Source organism: Pseudomonas sp. SBB6 (genome assembly GCF_024213215.1).
Lineage (GTDB): Bacteria > Pseudomonadota > Gammaproteobacteria > Pseudomonadales > Pseudomonadaceae > Aquipseudomonas > Aquipseudomonas donghuensis.
The window spans coordinates 538,153-557,313 of sequence record NZ_JANAVH010000001.1 but is presented as its reverse complement, the minus strand read 5'-3'; the positions used below and the strand labels follow the sequence as shown (position 1 = coordinate 557,313).

Annotated in this window: 19 protein-coding genes; 3 read left to right on the top strand and 16 right to left on the bottom strand. The window is 63.3% G+C overall.

What is annotated here, in order from left to right:
- Nucleotides 1-29: 29 nt before the first annotated feature.
- Together msrA and NLX68_RS02675 are read left to right on the top strand one after the other, a co-directional pair.
- On the top strand, nt 30-698 hold the full coding sequence (gene msrA, locus NLX68_RS02680; protein WP_254282570.1) for a peptide-methionine (S)-S-oxide reductase MsrA: 669 nt from the start codon (nt 30-32) through the stop codon (nt 696-698).
- A gap of 9 nt (nt 699-707) precedes the next feature.
- Nucleotides 708-1,340: a glutathione S-transferase gene (locus NLX68_RS02675; protein ID WP_254282569.1), complete on the top strand. Its 633-nt coding sequence runs from the start codon at nt 708-710 to the stop codon at nt 1,338-1,340.
- Here the strand turns inward: NLX68_RS02675 and NLX68_RS02670 are convergent.
- The 5 genes from NLX68_RS02670 to NLX68_RS02650 all read right to left on the bottom strand — a co-directional run bounded on the left by NLX68_RS02670 (nt 1,333) and on the right by NLX68_RS02650 (nt 5,759).
- The gene (locus NLX68_RS02670) at nt 1,333-1,569 is read right to left on the bottom strand and encodes a hypothetical protein (RefSeq protein WP_254282568.1); all 237 of its coding nucleotides are present in this window, start codon (nt 1,567-1,569) and stop codon (nt 1,333-1,335) included. The genes NLX68_RS02675 and NLX68_RS02670 overlap by 8 nt on opposite strands.
- On the bottom strand, nt 1,566-2,900 hold the full coding sequence (gene creD, locus NLX68_RS02665) for a cell envelope integrity protein CreD (protein WP_254282567.1): 1,335 nt from the start codon (nt 2,898-2,900) through the stop codon (nt 1,566-1,568). Before creD ends, NLX68_RS02670 begins: the two co-directional genes overlap by 4 nt.
- 95 nt (nt 2,901-2,995) lie before the next feature.
- Entirely contained in the window at nt 2,996-4,429 is a 1,434-nt protein-coding gene (gene creC / locus NLX68_RS02660; protein ID WP_036995024.1) for a two-component system sensor histidine kinase CreC, read from the bottom strand.
- The gene (gene creB, locus NLX68_RS02655) at nt 4,429-5,112 is read right to left on the bottom strand and encodes a two-component system response regulator CreB (protein ID WP_254282566.1); all 684 of its coding nucleotides are present in this window, start codon (nt 5,110-5,112) and stop codon (nt 4,429-4,431) included. The genes creC and creB overlap by 1 nt, the downstream gene beginning before the upstream one ends.
- 143 nt (nt 5,113-5,255) lie before the next feature.
- Nucleotides 5,256-5,759: an ATP-dependent zinc protease gene (locus NLX68_RS02650; RefSeq protein ID WP_010221369.1), complete on the bottom strand. Its 504-nt coding sequence runs from the start codon at nt 5,757-5,759 to the stop codon at nt 5,256-5,258.
- Between the two features lie 180 nt (nt 5,760-5,939).
- Here NLX68_RS02650 and NLX68_RS02645 point away from each other — a divergent pair, with 180 nt between their 5' ends.
- Nucleotides 5,940-6,827, top strand: a complete 888-nt coding sequence (locus NLX68_RS02645) for an acyltransferase (RefSeq protein ID WP_254282565.1) — start codon at nt 5,940-5,942, stop codon at nt 6,825-6,827.
- On the opposite strand, the gene NLX68_RS02640 is transcribed toward NLX68_RS02645, so the two are convergent.
- The 11 genes from NLX68_RS02640 to glyA form a co-directional block, all read right to left on the bottom strand.
- Nucleotides 6,828-7,985 (bottom strand): glutathionylspermidine synthase family protein, encoded by a 1,158-nt coding sequence (locus NLX68_RS02640; protein ID WP_254282564.1) that lies wholly within the window; start codon nt 7,983-7,985, stop codon nt 6,828-6,830. It abuts the gene before it with no gap.
- Between the two features lie 9 nt (nt 7,986-7,994).
- On the bottom strand, nt 7,995-8,765 hold the full coding sequence (locus tag NLX68_RS02635; protein WP_254282563.1) for a DUF1190 domain-containing protein: 771 nt from the start codon (nt 8,763-8,765) through the stop codon (nt 7,995-7,997).
- Nucleotides 8,766-8,781: 16 nt separating this feature from the next.
- Nucleotides 8,782-9,210 carry a DUF350 domain-containing protein gene (locus NLX68_RS02630; RefSeq protein WP_254282562.1) on the bottom strand — a complete coding sequence of 143 codons (429 nt, stop codon included), beginning with the start codon at nt 9,208-9,210 and terminating at the stop codon, nt 8,782-8,784.
- Nucleotides 9,211-9,281: 71 nt separating this feature from the next.
- The gene (locus tag NLX68_RS02625; RefSeq protein ID WP_254282561.1) at nt 9,282-9,848 is read right to left on the bottom strand and encodes a DUF2780 domain-containing protein; all 567 of its coding nucleotides are present in this window, start codon (nt 9,846-9,848) and stop codon (nt 9,282-9,284) included.
- A 193-nt stretch (nt 9,849-10,041) separates the two neighbouring features.
- On the bottom strand, nt 10,042-11,241 hold the full coding sequence (gene fdhA, locus NLX68_RS02620; RefSeq protein WP_010221361.1) for a formaldehyde dehydrogenase, glutathione-independent: 1,200 nt from the start codon (nt 11,239-11,241) through the stop codon (nt 10,042-10,044).
- A 160-nt stretch (nt 11,242-11,401) separates the two neighbouring features.
- Complete coding sequence (gene purU / locus NLX68_RS02615) at nt 11,402-12,259, bottom strand: formyltetrahydrofolate deformylase (RefSeq protein WP_254282560.1); 858 nt, start codon at nt 12,257-12,259, stop codon at nt 11,402-11,404.
- 11 nt (nt 12,260-12,270) lie between these two features.
- A complete protein-coding gene (gene soxG / locus NLX68_RS02610; protein WP_036995019.1) occupies nt 12,271-12,903 on the bottom strand; it encodes a sarcosine oxidase subunit gamma in 633 nt (210 codons plus the stop codon).
- Between the two features lie 156 nt (nt 12,904-13,059).
- Nucleotides 13,060-16,077: a sarcosine oxidase subunit alpha gene (locus tag NLX68_RS02605; protein ID WP_254282559.1), complete on the bottom strand. Its 3,018-nt coding sequence runs from the start codon at nt 16,075-16,077 to the stop codon at nt 13,060-13,062.
- The gene (locus NLX68_RS02600; RefSeq protein WP_038998327.1) at nt 16,074-16,403 is read right to left on the bottom strand and encodes a sarcosine oxidase subunit delta; all 330 of its coding nucleotides are present in this window, start codon (nt 16,401-16,403) and stop codon (nt 16,074-16,076) included. Before NLX68_RS02600 ends, NLX68_RS02605 begins: the two co-directional genes overlap by 4 nt.
- 14 nt (nt 16,404-16,417) lie before the next feature.
- The gene (locus tag NLX68_RS02595) at nt 16,418-17,668 is read right to left on the bottom strand and encodes a sarcosine oxidase subunit beta family protein (protein ID WP_038998326.1); all 1,251 of its coding nucleotides are present in this window, start codon (nt 17,666-17,668) and stop codon (nt 16,418-16,420) included.
- Between the two features lie 20 nt (nt 17,669-17,688).
- On the bottom strand, nt 17,689-18,942 hold the full coding sequence (gene glyA, locus NLX68_RS02590; protein WP_254282558.1) for a serine hydroxymethyltransferase: 1,254 nt from the start codon (nt 18,940-18,942) through the stop codon (nt 17,689-17,691).
- Nucleotides 18,943-19,161 lie beyond the last annotated feature (219 nt).

The following is a 19,161-nucleotide window of genomic DNA, read 5'->3' as shown; positions in this document are numbered from 1 at the left end:
TCCTACCTTTTATCAGCAGAGGAACGATCATGGTCCTGCGCTCGGAGATTCTGGTGAACAAAAACGCCCTGCCCACTGCGGAACAGGCCCTGCCTGGCCGCGAAACGCCGATGACCCTGCCCGAGAAGCATTTCGTCTTCAAGGACACCCCGCTGCTCGGCCCGTTCTTCGAAGGCGCCATCGACTTTGCAATCTTTGGCCTGGGTTGCTTCTGGGGTGCCGAGCGGCGCTTCTGGCAGCGTGAAGGCGTGGTCAGCACCGTGGTCGGCTATGCCGGCGGCTTCACCCCCAACCCGACCTACGAAGAAGTCTGCTCGGGCCTGACCGGCCACACCGAAGTGGTGCTGGTGGTGTTCGACAAGGACAAGGTCAGCTACAAAGAGCTGCTGGCGATGTTCTGGGAACTGCACAACCCGACCCAGGGCATGCGCCAGGGCAACGACATCGGTACCCAGTACCGCTCGGTGATCTACTGCACCAGCCCCGAGCAACTGCAACAGGCCCAGGCCAGCAAAGCGGCCTACCAGGCCGAACTGGCCAAGGCCGGTTTCGGCCAGATCACCACCGAGATCGACCAGGCGCCGACCGTGTACTTCGCCGAGGCCTACCACCAGCAGTACCTGGCCAAGAACCCAGAAGGCTATTGCGGCATCGGCGGTACCGGTGTCTGCCTGCCACCGAGCCTGCAAGGCAACTGAGGGATCGACATGTCCGCACCGAGCATGACGCTGTTCCATTCGCCGACCTCGCCATTCGTGCGCAAGGTCATGGTGGTACTGCACGAAACCGGGCAAACCAACCGGGTGGCGCTGCAGACCGTCAACCTCACCCCGGTCAACCCGGTGGCCGAACTCAACCAGGGCAACCCGGCGGGCAAGATTCCGGCCCTGCGCCTGGCCGACGGCAGCGTGCTGCACGACAGCCGGGTGATCTGCGAGTACCTCGACCTGCAGCATGTGGGCAACCCGCTGATCCCCCGTGAAGGCTGGCCGCGCTGGCACCGCCTGACCCTGGCATCGCTGGCCGATGCGATCATGGATGCCGCAGTGCTGACACGCTATGAGACCTTCCTGCGCCCCAAGGACAAGCAATGGGACGCCTGGATCAAGGCGCAACAAGGCAAGATCCGTCGTGGCCTGAGCAACCTTGAGCAGGACCATATCGCCGAACTGAGCGCGGGGTTCGACATCGCCGCCATCGGTGTGGCCTGTGCCCTGAGTTACCTCGACCTGCGCTTCCCGGACTTCGGCTGGCGTGAGCAACAGCCCAAGCTGGCGGCGTGGTATGCGCAGGTCAGTCAGCGTGAGTCGATGCAGGCAACCGATCCTTCGGCTACCTGACATTGCCAGGGGCTATCGCCGGCAAGGCCGGCTCCCACAGTGCATCGGTGTACCGCTGACTGTGTGGGAGCTGGCTTTGCCAGCGATGCAGGCGCCGCGCATTACCAGACACCAGAGCAATCTCATCCCCGGCAAGGCCGGCGCCGACAATCACTTCTGCTGTCCACAGGCCGGCAATGTGGGTCGCCAGCACTGCACCCAATACCCTTTCCTCGCGCAAACCACTCACGACAGCTTCACCTGGCCAACCCCATACCAGTCCAGGCGACGGGTCAGGACCATGAACACCCCCAGCAGCGCGAACAGCAGCAGCGAGCCCATCAGCAAGGCGTAATCCTCGGCCGTCAGCAGGCCGTAGAGCATGCCGTAGAGCATGGCCAGGCCCAGGGCAAAGCCCATGCCGCGCAACACGCTGTGCAGCACGTGGCACAGGTAGAAGCCGATCAGCAACACACAGCCGCTTGCCGACAAGGCATAGGCCATGGCAAAGCCCAGGTGCTCGGACAACGACAGCAACAGCAGGTAGAAGAACGCCAGGGCCACGCCCACCAGGCCGTACTGGATCGGGTGCACACTCAGGCCCTTGAGCACTTCGAAGAGGAAGAAGCCGGCAAAGGTCAGGGCGATGAACAGCAATGCATATTTGATTGCCCGTTCGCTCTTGAGGTACTGGTCCACCGGGTCAATGAAGCTGACACCGAAGGCGCGATCGTTGAAAGCACCGCACTTTTCGTTGACCACGCACTGGGTCAGGGCGTCTTCGAGGTTGGTGGAGAAGAACGAGGTCTGCCAGCGCGCCGAGAAACCACCGGCATCGATCTTGCGGCTGACGGGCAGGTAGTTGCCGTCAAAGCTCGGATGCGGCCAGTTGGCGGCCATGGCCACGCTGGTCGTACGCCCCACCGGCAACACCTGCAGCTGTTCGGTGCCTTGCAGGCTGAGGTCGAACGCATAGTTGAGCACGGTCTCGACCTTGCCATCGACGCCAGGCAACAGTGCGTGCACGCCACCGCTCATCCAGCCCAGCTTGGTACCGGCGGCAAAGTCCAGGCGCTGATCGTTGAGCTGCAGCTGCAGGCCTTTTTCGATGCCGCGGATGTCGCTGATACCGACGACCAGGAACGCGGGTTCGAAGCGGTAATCATCAAAATCCTCGGTAATGCCCCAGTTGGCCGGGATCTCGAAATGACCGTTGATGTGACTGTTGGCGTGAAACAGACGCGCCTCGTAGATACCGCGCGAACGCAGCTCGGTGTCGATGCTGGCGTTGAGGTCGAAGGTTTCCGGCAAGAAATACAGGTGACCGTTGACCTGGCTGATTTCCTGGAAGCTCTTGCCGTCTTCGGTCTTCCAGCGCCGTTCGATCTTGCGGTACGGCACCACCAGCATCGGCCCGGTGATCTGCTGGGCAAAGCTGGAGCTTTGGGCAATGTCGCGGACCACGCGATCGCGCTGGTACTGACGGTCCTGGATCAGGCCGCCGATCATGAACAACGGGATCAGCAGCAGGACGATCAGAAAGCCGATCACGGCTAGTTTGTAACTCAGTTTGCGGTTCATGAACGGGACTCCGGTTTCGATGGGCAGAGTCTGTCCAAACGAAATGGAGCCCTTGCGGACTTATATGGAGCCTGTGTGCAGACTCTGTGAAGTTTTCAGCCCAGGCGCCTGGCCGGCAGCCACAAACGCACGCGTACACCCTCCTCGACGTTGGCGACTTCCAGCGTGCCGCCATGCAGTTGCATCACCTCTTCGACGAAGTTAAGCCCCAGCCCGGTGCTCTTGCGCCCGCTGAACGGTCGCGGCAGCGAGTAGAAACGCTCGCTTAGCCGGCCCAGGGCATAGTCAGGAATCGCCTCGCCCTGGTTGAACAGGCTCAAGGCCACGCGACCCTCAGCGTGCTCCAGCTCGAACACCAGCAAACCGCCCGGCGGGGTGAAGTCCAGGGCGTTGTCCAGCAGGTTGGCGATGGCCTGGCGCATCAGGAAGGGATCACATAACAACCGCACGGCGACGGGTACGCGCTGACGCACCTGCAGTTCGCCGCTTTCGATCCGCGCCCCCTGGGCCAGCAGCAGCTCGTCGACCAGTGCCGCCAGCGGCACCTGCTGCTGTTCTTCCAGCTCCCGCATCTGCTCGACCTGGGCCAGGTTGAGCAATCGCTCGATCAACTGCTGCATGCGCGCACTTTCGCTCTCGATATTGCCGGCAAAGCGCTGACGCTGCTCATCGCTCATGGGCCCCTGAAGCAGCTCGGAGGCGCCGCGGATCGCCGCCAGCGGGCTTTTCAGCTCGTGCGTCAGGGTGTGCACATAACGTTCGACGTAGTCCTTGCCTTCAAGCTGAGTGCGCATGCGCTCCACCGCTGCCGCCAGTTGCCACAGCTCACCGCCCCGGTAATGGGGCAACGCCGTGCGCTCACCTTCGCTCACCGCCTGAGCGTAACGGGTCAGCCGGCGCAACGAGCGCGCCAACCACCACGACAGCGCCGCGCCCACCAGCAGGCCAAGGCCGATCAGGCCCAGGCCGAGGTACAGCAGGCGCCGCTCGGAACGGTCGATATAGGGTTGCAGCGACTTGTTCGGCTTGGCCACGGTGACCACGCCGATGATCTTGCCTTCATCAAGGATCGGCGCCGCCACGTGCATCACCGACGACTCCGGGTCGTCCGGGTTGCTGCGGGTCGAGCGTGCGCCGTACTGGCCGCGCAAGGTCAGGTAGACGTCATTCCAGCGCGAATAATCCTCGCCCACCGCCACGCCTGCCGAGTCGAGCAGCACCTTGCCCTGGGCATCGGTGACGTAAATGCGGTGGTTGACCTGGTTCTTCGACAAGCCCCAGATATCAGCCTTGGGCTGACGCTGGCCGTAGGCACGCAGCAGCACCGGCAAGCGGCTCTGGCCGAGGGTGCCAGCCTTGACGTCGTCGTGGAGGATTTCCGCCAGCAGGTTGGCGGTGTCGACCAGGGTTTCTTCGGTGGACTGGCGCACACCGGGGCGAATCTGCTCGCGCACGGTGCTGAGAATGAAATAGCCGGTCAGCCCGACGAACAGGAAATACACCAGGAAAATCCGGATCCCCAGGCGCATCAGCTGTGACTCGGGCTGTAGCTGTAGCCGAGGCCACGGTGAGTCTGGATCGGTTCGGCGTCGGCAGCCACGCCGCGCAGCTTGGCGCGCAGGCTCTTGATATGGCTGTCAATACTGCGCTCATAGCCGGCATCGGCAGCAACGCCGACGGCATCAAGCAGTTGCTCGCGGCTGAATACGCGTTCGGGTTGTTCGAGCAGGCTTTGCAGCAGGCGAAATTCGTGGCGGGTCAGGCTCAAAGCTTGGCCGCGGTAGTGGATCTGCATGCGCAGGGTATCGACCTGGAACAGCTCCGGGGCACTGACAGCCGGCTCGGCGCGTGGCGCCATGCGTTTGAGGATCGCCCGCACCCGGGCCGCCACTTCACGAGGGCTGAAGGGCTTGACCACATAATCGTCGGCACCGATTTCCAGGCCTACCACCCGGTCGATCTCGCCGTCGCGAGCGCTGAGGAACATCACCGGCACCTCGCTGAAGCGCCGCAGTTGCCGGCAGGTTTCGAAGCCGCTGATATCCGGCAGGCCGATGTCGAGGATGATCAGATCAGCTGGGCGCTGGCGTTGCTGCTCCAGCGCGGCACTGCCGAGGGTCACCCACTCGGTGCTGTGGCCGTCGCCTTGCAGGGCAAAAACCAGCGTATCGGCAATGGCCGCTTCGTCTTCGACAATCAATATATGCGGCATGGCATCCGGGCCTGGCGGTGGAAATGCTGCACTTGTAGGAGATTATGCGGCGCCTGGCAAGGCCTCATCGCTGGCAAGCCAGCTCCCACAAGGTCTACACCAACCCTGGGGGAGCTGGCTTGCCAGCGATGCTTTTCATTCCATCAGCAGTCCGGCTTATCAGCCGTAAACCGTCGCGCCGGGTTCACTGCCGCCTTGAACTCGCGCAACGCCTTGGCACCGATCAGCAATGGGTAGTTGAAGCTGCTGCGGTCGGTCAGGTTGACCTCGACGGTACGCTTGACGTCCCCCAGGCACAGCTCCAGGTCAACCACCGGGCGCTTGCTGATTTCAGCGCCCTCGCCGTCTTCCTCTTCATCGGCGCGGTTCTTGATTTTGCTGATGCGCGCCAGCTTGTGTTCATAGACCTTGCCGTCGGCATCCTTGGTTGCGACACGAAAGCGCACCCAATCTTCACCATCACGGGTGAAGGTTTCGATGTCCTTGGCCGACAGCGAGGCCGTCAGCGCGCCGGTGTCCATTTTGGCCTTGAAGGTCTGGCCACCGACTTCCGGCAGTTTTATGTATTCGTAGCGGCCGTACAGGGTCGGCTCGGCGGCCATGACCGGCAGAGCCAACAGGGACAGCAGTGCAAGTACCGATTTCACAGGATCCGCTTCCTTGAGACAAGACAGTGTTTAGACTGCGAAGGCAGGATAGGTTCGCGCCAATAGCTTATTCAACACAATGTGAAACATTTGTCCGACAGGAGCAGACCAGAGCATTTGGCGTACGCCGACGGGGTGCTTATCATTGCCGACCGCTTACTTGAATATAAGAGTTTTCTTATGCGCCGCTTGCTGACGGGCATTCTTGTGACCTTGCTGTTGCTGCTCAACACCCTGGTCCTGATCGGCCCGCTGATGGTCTTCGCCCTGCTCAAACTGGTCCTGCCCGGCCGCTACCGCGACTATGCCTCATGGGCGGTGATGTGGATCGCCGAAACCTGGGCCGAGATCGACAAACTGATCTTCCGCCTGTGCATCCCGACGGTCTGGGACGTGCGCGGCGCTGCCGAGCTACGCCTCGACACCTCCTACCTGGCAGTCAGCAACCACCAGAGCTGGGTGGATATCCCGGCGCTGATCCAGGTGCTCAACCGGCGCATTCCGTTCTTCAAGTTCTTCCTGAAAAAGGAGCTGATCTGGGTACCCCTGCTGGGCCTGGCCTGGTGGGCGCTGGATTACCCGTTCATGAAGCGCTACAGCAAGGCCTTCCTCGACCAACACCCCGAGCTCAAGGGCCAGGACCTGGAGATCACCAAGGCTGCCTGCGAGCTGTTCAAACGCCAACCGGTGACCGTGGTCAACTACCTGGAAGGCACACGCTTCAGCGAAGCCAAGCGCGCCGCCCAGCACTCACCGTTCAAGCATCTGCTCAAGCCCAAGGCCGGCGGCGTGGCCTTCGTGCTGGCGGCGCTGGGCGAACAGCTCGACGCCCTGCTCGACGTCACCATCGTCTACCCCGGCGACAAGGCTCCGGGGTTCTGGGACCTGCTCAGTGGCAACCTGGCGAAAGTGATCATCGACATCCAGGTGCATGAGCTGGACCCGGCGCTATGGAGTGGCGATTACGAGAACGACCCGGCCTTGCGCCAGACCGTGCAGGACTGGGTCAACCAGCTCTGGCACGCCAAGGACGCCCGCATCGAGGCCCTGCGCGCCGAGCTGGGTTGATCAGTCGATGATCGCGTGGGGCAGAAAGCGGCTGCTGTCCTTGGTGATCAGCGAATTGTCTTCGCGAATGCCAATGCCCGCCGGCAGATCGCCGACCACCCAGCTGCCGATCACCGTGTAGCTGTCGCCAAAGCGCGGCAGCGCCTGGAACCGCTGGATGATGCTCGGGCCGCCGCCATACGGGCCGCCCTCGACCACATGCTGGCCACTGCCGGTGTGGATCTGGATATTGGCGCCCTCGCGCGAGAAGAAGGGTTTACGCACCCAGCCCTTGCCCAGACTGGCGCCCGGTGTTTGCTCAATGAACGCCGGCAGCAGGTTCGGGTGGCCCTGGTGGCGTTCCCAGAGCAGCGCCAGCATGCCCTTGTTGGAGAGGATCGCCTTCCACGGCGGCTCGACGAACAAGGTGCCGCTGTTGGCAATCGCCGGGCCGTACGGGTCGTGGAAGATGTCTTCCCAGGGGTAGAGCTTGAACAGGCTGGGGATCGGCGCGCCAACGTCATCGACAAAGCGTCCGCCACGGCTCAGGCCGATGTCTTCCATGTCCACCAGACGCGCATCCAGCCCGGCGCCCATGGCGATATCGCGTAGGTACTCGACGGTGCCGCGGTCTTCGATCGAGTCTTTTACCGAGGCAAAGTAGAACGGCGTGGCAAAGGTATGGGCGCTCATCACCTGGGTGAGCTTTTCTTCCAGGCTGTTGAACTGGTCGGCACCGGCCGGCAGCCCGCCGCGTTGCATCTGCTGCTCCAGCCACAGGTACTGGAAGAAGCTGGCCTCGTACAGTGACGTCGGTGTGTCGTAGTTGGCCTCCAGCAGCTTGGCCGGGCCCTTGCCGTCGTAGCACAGGTCCATGCGCCCATAGAAATGCGGATGGCCGTCACGCCACGAGCGGCGGATCAGGTCGAAGTACTGCGCGGGAATCGCCAGGCGCTCGAGCAGCACTTCACTGTCGACCACCTCGGCCACCAGCGCCATGCACAGTTCGTGCAGCTCGCGGGTCGGCTCTTCGAGGTCGTCTTCGATCTGCCGCAGGCTGAACTGGTAATAGGCCGATTCGTCCCAGTAGGGTTCGTCGCCAAAGGTGTGGAAGTTGAAGCCGAAGTGTTCGGCGGTGGCGCGCCAGTCCGGGCGCGGGGCGATGGATACTCGCTTCATCGGCAGGCCTCAGGACGCAAAGCCGCCACGCCCCGAAGCGCGCGAGACAAAGCCGTTGTGGCTGCCAACCGCGAACGGCCGTGCCGCGCCGATCAGCCGGTTCGGCTGGGCCATGGGGATAACCGTTGGATGGGCACCGCTCACGTGCGCCGGATCGCTACTGGCCCCTGTGCCCCCGCCGCCACTCATTGCCGCATGCTGCGCGGCTTCGCTGAACGGCTGTGAGGCCGGGTGCGACGTGTCCAGACCGGTGTAGTAGTTATGCCGGGCCACCTGCTCGGTCAGGGTGCTGACCTTGAACGCGTTGCGCCCGTCCCGCTCGTGATAGATCGCTTCGGACGAGTAACGCGGGTCGGTATCGGTGTACTCGTAGTACCGACGCCCACCGCCAGAGCCGCCGCTCGAGGAGGAGCTGGTGGTCGATGAACTACTACTGCCTTCATCCTCATCGTCGGCATACACCTGGCGTTCGGTGGTCAGGGCAAAGCCTTCCATCGGCGGGATGTAGTTGTTGGCGTAGCGCCGGTAGTCGCACTTGAAATAGGCCGCTTCACAGCCCTCGGCCGTGACAAAGCGCGGCACGTTGGCGGCATGGTGGTTCTGCGCGGCGACCCAGGCTTGCTGGCACACCTGGCGCGGCACGCCGTCCATGACGCAATAGTCGACGTCCTGGTAACGCTTGGTTTCGCTGATGATTCTGGTTGGCCGGTCGCCACAGGCGGACAGCACCAGGGGCAGACTGCCCAGGGCGACCAGGCGAATGGTTTTGCTGCGTTTCATTGTCGATCGTCCCTGATCAGGCGGCGGGGGTCATGCAGGCGGCGTTGAGCAAGCCAATGCCGATCGACACCGCAGCCAGGAGAATGGCCGAGGCTGTCTCCTGGCGGGCAACCCGTTCAGCCATGCCTTTGACGCAGCGGTTGACCACCACGAACGCCAGCAACTGCACCAGCGCGGCGATCAGTGCCCAGAGCAGGAAGTCGAGCAGGGAAATCGAATGGGAAATGGCGCTGGCCACCGGAATCGCAAAGCCGATCAGGGCACCGGCCAGGGCGATAGCGGCGGCGTTGTTGCCTTCGCGGATCAGGCGCAATTCATTGTAGGGGGTCAGGCGGGTGTAGATGATTGCGTAGAGGGCGAACAGCACGGCGGCGCCGAGCATGTAGACCACAAAACCGAGCACGGCGTCGGTAGGCAACGACATCTTCAGGGCGTCCATGAACATTGCGAATCACACTTCCTTGTAAAACGGGGCGGGACATATAGCACACCGCCCCGCCCGCGCAAATACCTGCCTTAAACGGAAGGTACGCTCGCACCGTTGCCCCACAGGCTGCCCAGGCTCTGCAGCAGCGAACCGCCGACGCCTTGCTGGCCGAGGTACTGCAGGATCAGCGGGGCAAACTGGCCGATCATGCCGGTGTCCATGCCCAGTGCGCTGAAGGCGTTGTTCAGGTCATTGGTGTCTTTGACATTGCCCAGCGCATTGCTCAGGGCCGAGGACTTGTCGCTGTTGCCCAGCAGCGCGCCCAGGCCAGTCAGGCCGCCCAGGGCCTTCTCGCCGGAGAGCAGGTCGAGGCCGGGTACGGCTTTGCTCAACTGCTCGTAATCGCCGCTGCTGAGCTGATTCCTGGCCAGGCCCAACAGGGCGCCGGTGCCGCCGATGGCTTGTTCGGGGGTGATTTTGAGTTCGCTGCCGAGGGTATTGAGCAGGTTCGCCGACGCGACGGGTGCCTGCACGGCGGCGTCGCCCTTGTTGCCCGTGGCGGCGCTATAGACGCTGGCCGCGTCGTTGAGGCTGAAGCCTGCGAAGACCGGGGTGGCAGCCAGGGCCACCAGGGTGACCAGTGCGAAACGTTTCATGGAAAGACCTCGTCAGCCGTAAAGGCAGGGAAAACGAGGTTTTGACCTTGTGTGTGGGGGATTGTTCCGCAGGTGGTAGTGACCTTATCGCCGGCAACGCCGGCTCCCACAGTATAGATGTGCAGCTTACCTGTGGGAGCCGGCGTTGCCGGCGATGGGCCGCACGGCGGCCCTTAAACGGCCAGTTGGGACATCAGGCTGCGCTGAACAACTTGTGCGGATCGATCACGAATTTCTTCGGCACACCGGCATCGAACTCGCCATAGCCTTCCGGCGCCTGGTCCAGGCTGATCACCTGTACGCCCACCACTTCAGCAATGTTGATGCGGTCCCACATGATCGCCTGCATCAGTTGGCGGTTGTACTTCATCACCGGCGTCTGCCCGGTGTGGAAGCTGTGCGACTTGGCCCAGCCGAGGCCAAAACGGATGCTCAGGCTGCCGATCTTCGCCGCGGCATCCACCGCGCCCGGGTCTTCGGTAACGTACAGGCCAGGGATACCGATCTTGCCCGCCACCCGCACCACGCCCATCAATGAGTTGAGCACGGTGGCCGGGGCTTCGTGCTTGGCACCGGCATGGCCGTGGCCACGGGCTTCGAAGCCCACGGCATCGACCGCGCAGTCGACTTCCGGCTCGCCCAGCAGGTTGGCGATCTGTTCGTGCAGCGGGGTGTCCTGGGACAGGTCGGCAATTTCGAAACCCTGGGCCTTGGCATGCGCCAGGCGTACCGGGTTGACGTCACCGACGATCACCACCGCAGCGCCCAACAGGCGCGCCGACGCAGCTGCAGCCAGGCCCACCGGGCCGGCACCGGCAATGTACACCGAGCTGCCCGGGCCAACGCCGGCAGTCACCGCACCGTGGTAACCGGTGGGGAGGATGTCCGACAGGCAAGTCAGGTCGCGGATTTTCTCCATGGCCTTGTCGCGGTTCGGCAGTTTCAGCAGGTTGAAGTCGGCGTACGGCACCAGCACGTACTCGGCCTGGCCACCGGTCCAGTCACCCATGTCGACATAGCCGTAGGCGCCACCGGCGCGGGCCGGGTTGACGGTCAGGCAGACGCCCGTGTGTTGCTCTTTGCACGAGCGGCAGCGGCCGCAGGCAACGTTGAAAGGCACCGACACCAGGTCACCGATTTGCAGGTGCTCGACGTCCCTGCCCTTCTCGATCACCTCGCCGGTAATTTCATGGCCCAGGACCAGACCGACCTGGGCGGTGGTACGGCCACGGACCATGTGCTGGTCGGAGCCACAGATGTTGGTGGAGACCACCCGCAGAATCACCCCGTGCTCGATCTTGCGACCGCGCGGGTCCTGCATTTTCGGGTAGTCAATCTTCTGCACCTCGACCTTGCCAGCGCCGAGATACACCACACCACGATTACCAGACATGCTTTTACCTCGCTAAAGTTTGTTGTTATGTAGCGGTGCAAAGTGCGCTGCCCGGGGGCGGCGCTGTGTTACTGGAATCTGTTTTTGCCTTGAAGGCCTCTTCGCGGGGCAAGCCCGCTCCTACCGGTGTGGGAGCGGGCTTGCCCCGCGATGGCGGCCGTCAGAGCACTACCGTCCTGTTGGCGTTGAGGAACACCCGCCGCTCGATGTGATAGCCCACCGCCCGCGCCAGGGTCAGGCACTCGATGTCGCGGCCCTTGGCAATCAGGTCTTCGGGGTAATGACTGTGATCCACCGCCTCGACGCCCTGGGCGATGATCGGTCCTTCGTCGAGGTCGTTGTTGATGTAGTGCGCGGTGGCGCCCACCAGTTTCACGCCCTTGTTGTAGGCCTGGTGATACGGCTTGGCGCCCTTGAAGCCGGGCAGCAGCGAGTGATGGATGTTGATCGCCCAGCCGTCGAGCTTGCGGCACAGCTCTGGCGACAGCACCTGCATGTAGCGGGCAAGGATCACCAGCTCCGCGCCGGACTCCTCGATCACCTGCAGCACCTTGCGCTCCTGCGCCGGTTTGTCATGAGGCTCGAGGGCAAAGTGGTAATAGGGAATGCGGTGCCACTGGGCCAGGGGCTCGAGATCCGGGTGGTTGGAGATCACCGCCACCACGTCCATGCTCAACTGGCCGATACGCTGGCGATAGAGCAGGTCGTTGAGGCAATGATCGGCCTTGGACACCATGATCACCACTTTCGGCCGGTGCTTGGGGGCGGTCAGCTCGAACAGCATGCCGAACGCATCGCCCCGCTCGGCAAGCCCTGCGCGAAAGCTGGCCTCGTCGAAGTCATCCGGCTGGCGGAACTCCACGCGAATGAAGAAGCGCCCGGACAGTCGGTCATCGAACGAATGGTGCTCGGTGACGTAGCAGTGCTGCTCGTACAGGTAGCGCGTCACCACATCCACCGTTCCGAGCAAGCTCGGGCAGTCGGCGGTGAGAATCCAGGTGTCCGGTGCACGACTCATGGCATTGCTCCTTAGGCCTGAATGCTCAGGCCGTACTCGGCGGAGGCGTCCTGCAGCCACAGCCACCAGTAATCGGAGAAACTGCGGCGGATCAGCAGCTCCCAGGTTTCTTCACCGGTACGGCGGATCACCAGTTGCGACTTGGCGAACACCGTGCCGACCGCCTTGCCCACCGGGAAGTTGTTTGGATGGACATCATAGCTGGTGGATTTCATCAGCACGTCGCGCACGTTGGGGCCGCTCAGCTCCAGCAGGGTTTGCCCGCCGCTGACGTTGACGATTTGAATGTGCAGGCCATCGAGGGCATCGCGCAGTTTTTGCTCGACGGCAAATTCCTCGCCGCCGGGAACGATCAGCAGCCACTCATCCGGGCCCAGCCATTGCAGCGATGTCTCGCCGTTGGCGACCACGGTCAGGGCCACCGGCAGTTCCAGGCCCAGGGCCTTGAACACGCCGCCGGCGAAGGCCGGATCCTTGCCATCGCCACGGATGGTCAGGTGGCCGAGGAGTTTCTTCTCGCGCAGGGTCACCCCGGCGTTCTTGCGGCCCTTGCCGACCAGGCTGGGCAGGTCGGCGTGGTGCAGTGGTGTTTCAGCCTTGGCGTCGTTGCCGGGGCGTTGCTGGTAGACGTTGATCGTGCTCATTACACACCTGCCTTGAATTCGCGTTCGGTAGGGCAAGTAACGTGTGGGAGCCGGCCTTGCCGGCGATGCAAGGCGCAGCCTTGCCAAAATCGGGGCCGCTACGCGCCCCATCGCCGGCAAGGCCGGCTCCCACAGGTCATCTGGCCAACAAGTCGATTAGATGTTCTGCCGCTCGCCCTTCGGATCGAAGAACACCGAAGAACAGATCTCCGCCTCGATCACGCTGCCATCGGCCTGGGGTGAATACACCCGCTCGCCGATGCGCTTGAGCCCGCCTTTGACCACACCCATGGCGAACGAATAACCCAGGGAGTTGCTGGCATAGCTGGAAGTGACGTGACCGACCATGTCCATCGGAATCGGTTGTTTCGGGTCGAACACCAGTTGCGCGCCTTCAGGCAGCCATGTGTTCGGGTCGACCGGCTTGAGCCCGACCAGTTGCTTGCGGTTTTCGCGCACGCAGTCCTCGCGGTTCATGCCGCGCCAGCCGATCCACGAGAACGGCTTGGTACGGCCGACACACCAGCCCATGTTGAGGTCGTCCGGGGTCATCGAGCCGTCGGTGTCCTGGCCAACGATGATGAAGCCCTTCTCGGCCCGCAGTACGTGCATGGTCTCGGTGCCGTACGGGGTCAGGTTGTACTGTTTGCCGGCGGCGACGATCTTCTCCAGCACGCCCATGGCGTAGTTGGCCTGGACGTTGACTTCGTACGACAGCTCGCCGGTGAACGAGATGCGGAACACCCGCGCCGGCACACCGCCGACCAGGCCTTCCTTCCAGGTCATGAACGGGAAGGCGTCCTTGTCCAGGTCGATATCGGTCACTTCGCTAAGCAGCTTGCGGCTGTTGGGGCCCGACAGGGTCAGGGTCGCCCAGTGGTCGGTGACCGAGGTGAAGTACACCTTCAGGTCTGGCCATTCGGTCTGCTGGTAGATCTCCAGCCACTGCAACACCCGCGCCGCGCCACCGGTGGTGGTGGTCATGATGAAGTGGTTGTCGCCGACGCAGGCGGTCACGCCATCGTCGAAGACCATGCCATCTTCCTTGCACATCAGGCCGTAGCGGGCTTTGCCAACATCGAGTTTGGTCCAGGCGTTGGTGTAGATGCGGTTGAGGAATTCACGCGCGTCCGGGCCCTGGATGTCGATCTTGCCCAGGGTCGAGGCATCGAGCAGGCCGACGCTGTCACGCACCGCCTTGCATTCACGGGCCACGGCGGCATGAATGTCTTCGCCGTTGCGCGGGAAGTACCACGGGCGCTTCCACTGGCCAACGTCTTCGAACTCGGCGCCGTTCTTCACATGCCAGGCATGCAGGGCGGTAAAGCGCACGGGCTCGAACAGGTGGCCACAGTGCCGGCCCGCCACTGCACCGAAGGTGATCGGCGTGTAGTTGGGGCGGAACATGGTGGTGCCCATTTCCGGGATGGTGATGCCCATGGAGCGGGCGGCAATCGCCAGGCCGTTGATGTTGCCGAGCTTGCCCTGGTCGGTACCAAAGCCCAGGGCGGTGTAGCGCTTGACGTGCTCGACCGACTCGAAGCCTTCGCGGGTGGCCAGTTCGATGGCCGCGGCGGTGACGTCGTTCTGCTGGTCGACGAACTGCTTCGGCGCCCGTGCGGTGTTCTTGTCGTGGGGCACCTGGAACAGCGCCACCGTGGGCTCTTCCTGACGCGCCAGGACTTTCGGGATCACCCCCAGCACGGCCTTGAAGCCGGCTTCGGTGGCGGCGCGCACGCCGCCTTCAAAACCATCGGCGAGGGTATCGGCGAGGGCGAACACGCCGTTGATGCCGCCCACGCACACGCGTTTCTGCGGCGCTTCACCCGGCACGAAGCCGAGGATGTCTTCACGCCAGATCGGCTTGCCACCCAGGTGCGAAGCCAGGTGCACCACCGGGCTGTAGCCGCCGGAGGTCGCCACCAGGTCGCAGTCCAGCCACTCGCCGGGGCTGCTGACTTTATGGGCTTTGACGTCGATGGCGGCCACACGGGCAGCGGTGACGTGCTTGCTGCCACGGGACTCGATCACCGCGCTGGAGGTCAGGATGCGGATACCTTTGGCCCGTGCTTCCTCCACCAGTGAACCACGTGGGTTGTGGCGGGCATCGGCGATGGCGACCACTTTCAGGCCGGCGTCGTGCCAGTCCAGGGCCACGCGATAGGCATGGTCGTTGTTGGTCGACAGCACCAGCTTGCGCCCCGGCGCCACGCCGTAACGGCGCACGTAGGTCGATACCGCACCGGCAAGCATGTTGCCCGGCACATCGTTGTTGCCATACACCAGCGGCCGCTCATGGGCGCCGGTCGCCAGCACCACACGCTTGGCGCGTACCCGGTGCATGCGCTGACGCACCTGGCCGATCGGCGCGTGATCACCGAGGTGGTCGGTCAGACGCTCGTGAATGGTGAGGAAGTTATGGTCGTGGTAGCCGTTGACCGTCGCCCGTGGCAACAGGATGACTTCCGGCAGTTCCTTGAGCTCGGCCACTACTGCCGCGACCCAGTCGGCGGCCGGTTTGCCGTCGAGGGTTTCACGGCTGTCGAGCAGGCTGCCGCCGAACTCTTCCTGTTCATCGGCGAGGATCACCCGCGCGCCGCTGCGACCCGCTGCCAGGGCGGCGGCCAGGCCGGCGGGGCCGGCGCCGACTACCAGCACGTCGCAGTGGTGGCTCATGTAGTCGTAGCTGTCCGGGTCGTTTTCCAGCGGCGCACGGCCAAGGCCCGCGGCTTTGCGGATGTACTTCTCGTAGGTCATCCAGAACGACTGCGGGTACATGAACGTCTTGTAGTAGAAGCCCGGCGGCATCAGCTTGCCGCCGACCTTGCCGAGAATGCCCATGACGTCGTTGTTCACATTCGGCCAGCCGTTGGTGCTGGTGGCGACCAGGCCGGCGTACAGCGCCTGCTGGGTGGCGCGCACGTTGGGCACCTGGGTGGCTTCGGTGGCGCCGATCTGCAGGATGGCGTTGGGCTCTTCGGAGCCTGCGGCGATGATCCCGCGGGGGCGCGAGTACTTGAAGCTGCGCCCGACGATGTCGACGCCGTTGGCCAGCAGTGCCGCGGCCAGGGTGTCACCGGCAAAACCCTGGTAGGTCTGGCCGTTGAAGGTGAAGTTCAAAACCTTGCTGCGGTCGATGCGACCACCATTGGACAGGCGATAGACCTGGCTCATACCTTTTCTCCCTGACCACTGACTGCCAACTGCGGGCTGGTGCTTTTGCCGGTGACCTGCGGCTTGGCGCCGATCGGATAGGTTTCCAGAATTTCGTAGGTCAGCGTGTCACGCGTGGCATTGAAGTACTGGCGGCAACCGGCGGCGTGAATCCACAGCTCGTGGTGCAGGCCGCGGGGGTTGTCGCGGAAGAACATGTAGTCACCCCACTCCTCGTCGGAACAGGCGTTGGGGTCCAGCGGCCGGGGAATGTGCGCCTGGCCTGCGGCGTGGAACTCCTCTTCGGAGCGCAGCTCGCCGCAGTGGGGACAGAAGATATGCAACATGGGGATTTCTCCTGTTAGTGGGCGACAGCGGCGGCGCCGTGTTCGTCGATCAGTGCACCGTTGTGGAAACGGTCAATGGAAAAGGGTTTGGCCAGCGGGTGCATTTCGCCCTTGGCCAGGCTTGCGGCAAACACGTTGCCCGAGCCCGGGGTGGCCTTGAAGCCGCCGGTGCCCCAGCCGCAGTTGAAGAACATGTTCTTCACCGGGGTCTTGGAGATGATCGGGCAGGCGTCCGGCGTGGTGTCGACGATGCCGCCCCACTGGCGGTTCATGCGTACCCGCGAGAGGATCGGGAACATTTCGACGATGGCCTGCAGGGTGTGCTCGATCACCGGGTACGAACCGCGCTGGCCATAGCCGACCCAACCGTCGATGCCGGCGCCGATGACCAGGTCGCCCTTGTCCGACTGGCTGATGTAACCGTGCACGGCGTTGGACATGATCACGCTGTCGATGATCGGCTTGAGCGGCTCGGACACCAGTGCCTGCAGCGGATGCGACTCGATCGGCAAGCGGAAGCCGGCGAGCTTGGCCATGTGCCCGGAGTTACCGGCCGTGACCACGCCAACACGCTTGGCGCCGATAAAGCCCTTGTTGGTCTCGACCCCGATGACCACGCCGTTTTCCTTGCGAAAGCCGATCACTTCGGTTTGCTGGATCAGGTCCACGCCCAGGGCGTCGGCGGCGCGGGCAAAGCCCCAGGCCACGGCGTCGTGACGGGCAACGCCGCCGCGCCGTTGCACGGTGGCACCGATGATCGGGTAGCGGGTGTTCTTCGAGCAGTCCAGGTACGGGATCTCTTCGGCCACCTGCTGGGCGTTGAGCAGTTCGCCGTCGACGCCATTGAGGCGGTTGGCGCTGACCCGGCGCTCGGAATCACGCATGTCTTGCAGGGTGTGGCAGAGGTTGTAGACACCGCGCTGGGAGAACATCACGTTGTAGTTGATGTCTTGCGACAGCCCTTCCCAGAGCTTCATGGCGTGTTCATACAGGTGCGCCGACTCGTCCCACAGGTAGTTGGAGCGAACGATGGTGGTGTTGCGCGCGGTGTTGCCGCCACCCAGCCAGCCCTTCTCGACCACCGCCACGTTGGTGATGCCGTGTTCCTTGGCCAGGTAGTAGGCAGTGGCCAGGCCGTGCCCGCCACCACCGACGATGACCACGTCGTAGACTTTTTTCGGGGTGGGCGTGCGCCACATGCGCTGCCAGTTTTCGTGGTGGCTGAGCGAGTGCTTGAAGAGGCCGAAGCCTGAGTAACGTTGCATAGTCTTTACTCCTGGACCACTCAGCGGTAAACCGGAAAATCTGCACAGAGTGCCGACACGTTCTTCGCAACATCGGCCTCGACATCGGCATCACCGAGGTTATCGAGGATGTCGCAGATCCAACCGGCCAGTTCCACGCACTGGCTGACCTTGAAGCCGCGGCTGGTGACCGCCGGGGTGCCGATCCGCAGGCCGGAGGTGACGAACGGCGACTGTGGGTCGTTGGGCACGGCGTTCTTGTTGACGGTGATGTGGGCGCGGCCCAAGGCGGCGTCGGCATCTTTACCGGTCAGGCCCTGGCGAATCAGGCTGACCAGGAACAGGTGGTTGTCGGTACCGCCGGAGACCACGTCATAGCCACGCTTGACGAACACCTCGGCCATGGCCTGGGCGTTGTCGATCACTTGTTGCTGATAGGTCTTGAAGCCAGGCTCCAGCGCTTCTTTGAAGCACACCGCCTTGGCGGCGATCACGTGCATCAGCGGGCCGCCCTGGGCGCCGGGGAATACAGCGGCGTTAAGTTTTTTCTCGATCTCTTCGTTGCTGCGCGCCAGGATCAGGCCGCCGCGCGGGCCGCGCAGGGTCTTGTGGGTGGTGGTGGTGACCACGTCAGCGTATGGCAGCGGGTTCGGGTACAGGCCAGCGGCCACCAGACCGGCAACGTGAGCCATGTCGACGAACAGGTAGGCACCGACTTTGTCGGCAATCTGACGAAAGCGCGGGAAATCGAGGGTTTTCGAGTAGGCCGAGAACCCGGCGACGATCATCTTCGGCTTGTGCTCCACCGCCAGGCGCTCGACTTCGTCGTAGTCGATCAGCCCGGTGTTGGTGTCGATGCCGTACTGCACGGCGTTGTACAGCTTGCCCGAGGACGACACCTTGGCACCGTGGGTCAGATGGCCGCCGTGGGCCAGGCTCATGCCCAGAATGGTGTCGCCAGCCTGCAGCAGGGCCAGGTACACGGCGCTGTTGGCCGAGGAGCCGGAATGCGGCTGGACGTTGGCGTAATCGGCGCCGAACAACTGCTTGGCGCGGTCGATGGCCAGTTGCTCGACTTTATCCACATGCTCGCAACCGCCGTAATAGCGCTTGCCCGGGTAGCCTTCGGCGTATTTATTGGTCAGGCCGCTGCCCTGGGCCTGCATGACACGCTTGCTGGTGTAGTTTTCCGAGGCGATCAACTCGATGTGATCTTCCTGGCGTTGCTCTTCGGCATTGATCGCCGCCAGCAGTGCATCGTCATAACCCTGGATCTGGTCTTGCTTGCTGAACATTGCAGTCTCTCCCGGCAGCGGCATCGGTTCTTGTCGGGCAATTGCCCTTTTGCAGCGATGGTATGACCGACGCAGACAGCCCAGATGCCTACGGACGCCACGCAAAGGTGCGTTTACGACATGCAGCCTCATCGCGGGACAAGCCCGCTCCTACAAGGCTCTGTAGGAGCGGGCTTGTCCCGCGATGCTTTGTATAGGCGACGCCACAATTCTTGGTTT

Coding starts and splice junctions, on each gene's coding strand:
- NLX68_RS02640 (WP_254282564.1), bottom strand. CDS start 7,985: ATGAAGCGAGTATCCATCGCCCCGCGCCCGGACTGGCGCGCCACCGCC.
- NLX68_RS02605 (WP_254282559.1), bottom strand. CDS start 16,077: ATGAGCCAGGTCTATCGCCTGTCCAATGGTGGTCGCATCGACCGCAGC.
- NLX68_RS02675 (WP_254282569.1), top strand. CDS start 708: ATGTCCGCACCGAGCATGACGCTGTTCCATTCGCCGACCTCGCCATTC.
- purU (WP_254282560.1), bottom strand. CDS start 12,259: ATGAGTCGTGCACCGGACACCTGGATTCTCACCGCCGACTGCCCGAGC.
- NLX68_RS02630 (WP_254282562.1), bottom strand. CDS start 9,210: ATGTTCATGGACGCCCTGAAGATGTCGTTGCCTACCGACGCCGTGCTC.
- NLX68_RS02600 (WP_038998327.1), bottom strand. CDS start 16,403: ATGTTGCATATCTTCTGTCCCCACTGCGGCGAGCTGCGCTCCGAAGAG.
- NLX68_RS02645 (WP_254282565.1), top strand. CDS start 5,940: ATGCGCCGCTTGCTGACGGGCATTCTTGTGACCTTGCTGTTGCTGCTC.
- msrA (WP_254282570.1), top strand. CDS start 30: ATGGTCCTGCGCTCGGAGATTCTGGTGAACAAAAACGCCCTGCCCACT.
- NLX68_RS02635 (WP_254282563.1), bottom strand. CDS start 8,765: ATGAAACGCAGCAAAACCATTCGCCTGGTCGCCCTGGGCAGTCTGCCC.
- glyA (WP_254282558.1), bottom strand. CDS start 18,942: ATGTTCAGCAAGCAAGACCAGATCCAGGGTTATGACGATGCACTGCTG.
- creD (WP_254282567.1), bottom strand. CDS start 2,900: ATGAACCGCAAACTGAGTTACAAACTAGCCGTGATCGGCTTTCTGATC.
- NLX68_RS02595 (WP_038998326.1), bottom strand. CDS start 17,668: ATGCAACGTTACTCAGGCTTCGGCCTCTTCAAGCACTCGCTCAGCCAC.
- creB (WP_254282566.1), bottom strand. CDS start 5,112: ATGCCGCATATATTGATTGTCGAAGACGAAGCGGCCATTGCCGATACG.
- creC (WP_036995024.1), bottom strand. CDS start 4,429: ATGCGCCTGGGGATCCGGATTTTCCTGGTGTATTTCCTGTTCGTCGGG.
- NLX68_RS02625 (WP_254282561.1), bottom strand. CDS start 9,848: ATGAAACGTTTCGCACTGGTCACCCTGGTGGCCCTGGCTGCCACCCCG.
- soxG (WP_036995019.1), bottom strand. CDS start 12,903: ATGAGCACGATCAACGTCTACCAGCAACGCCCCGGCAACGACGCCAAG.
- fdhA (WP_010221361.1), bottom strand. CDS start 11,241: ATGTCTGGTAATCGTGGTGTGGTGTATCTCGGCGCTGGCAAGGTCGAG.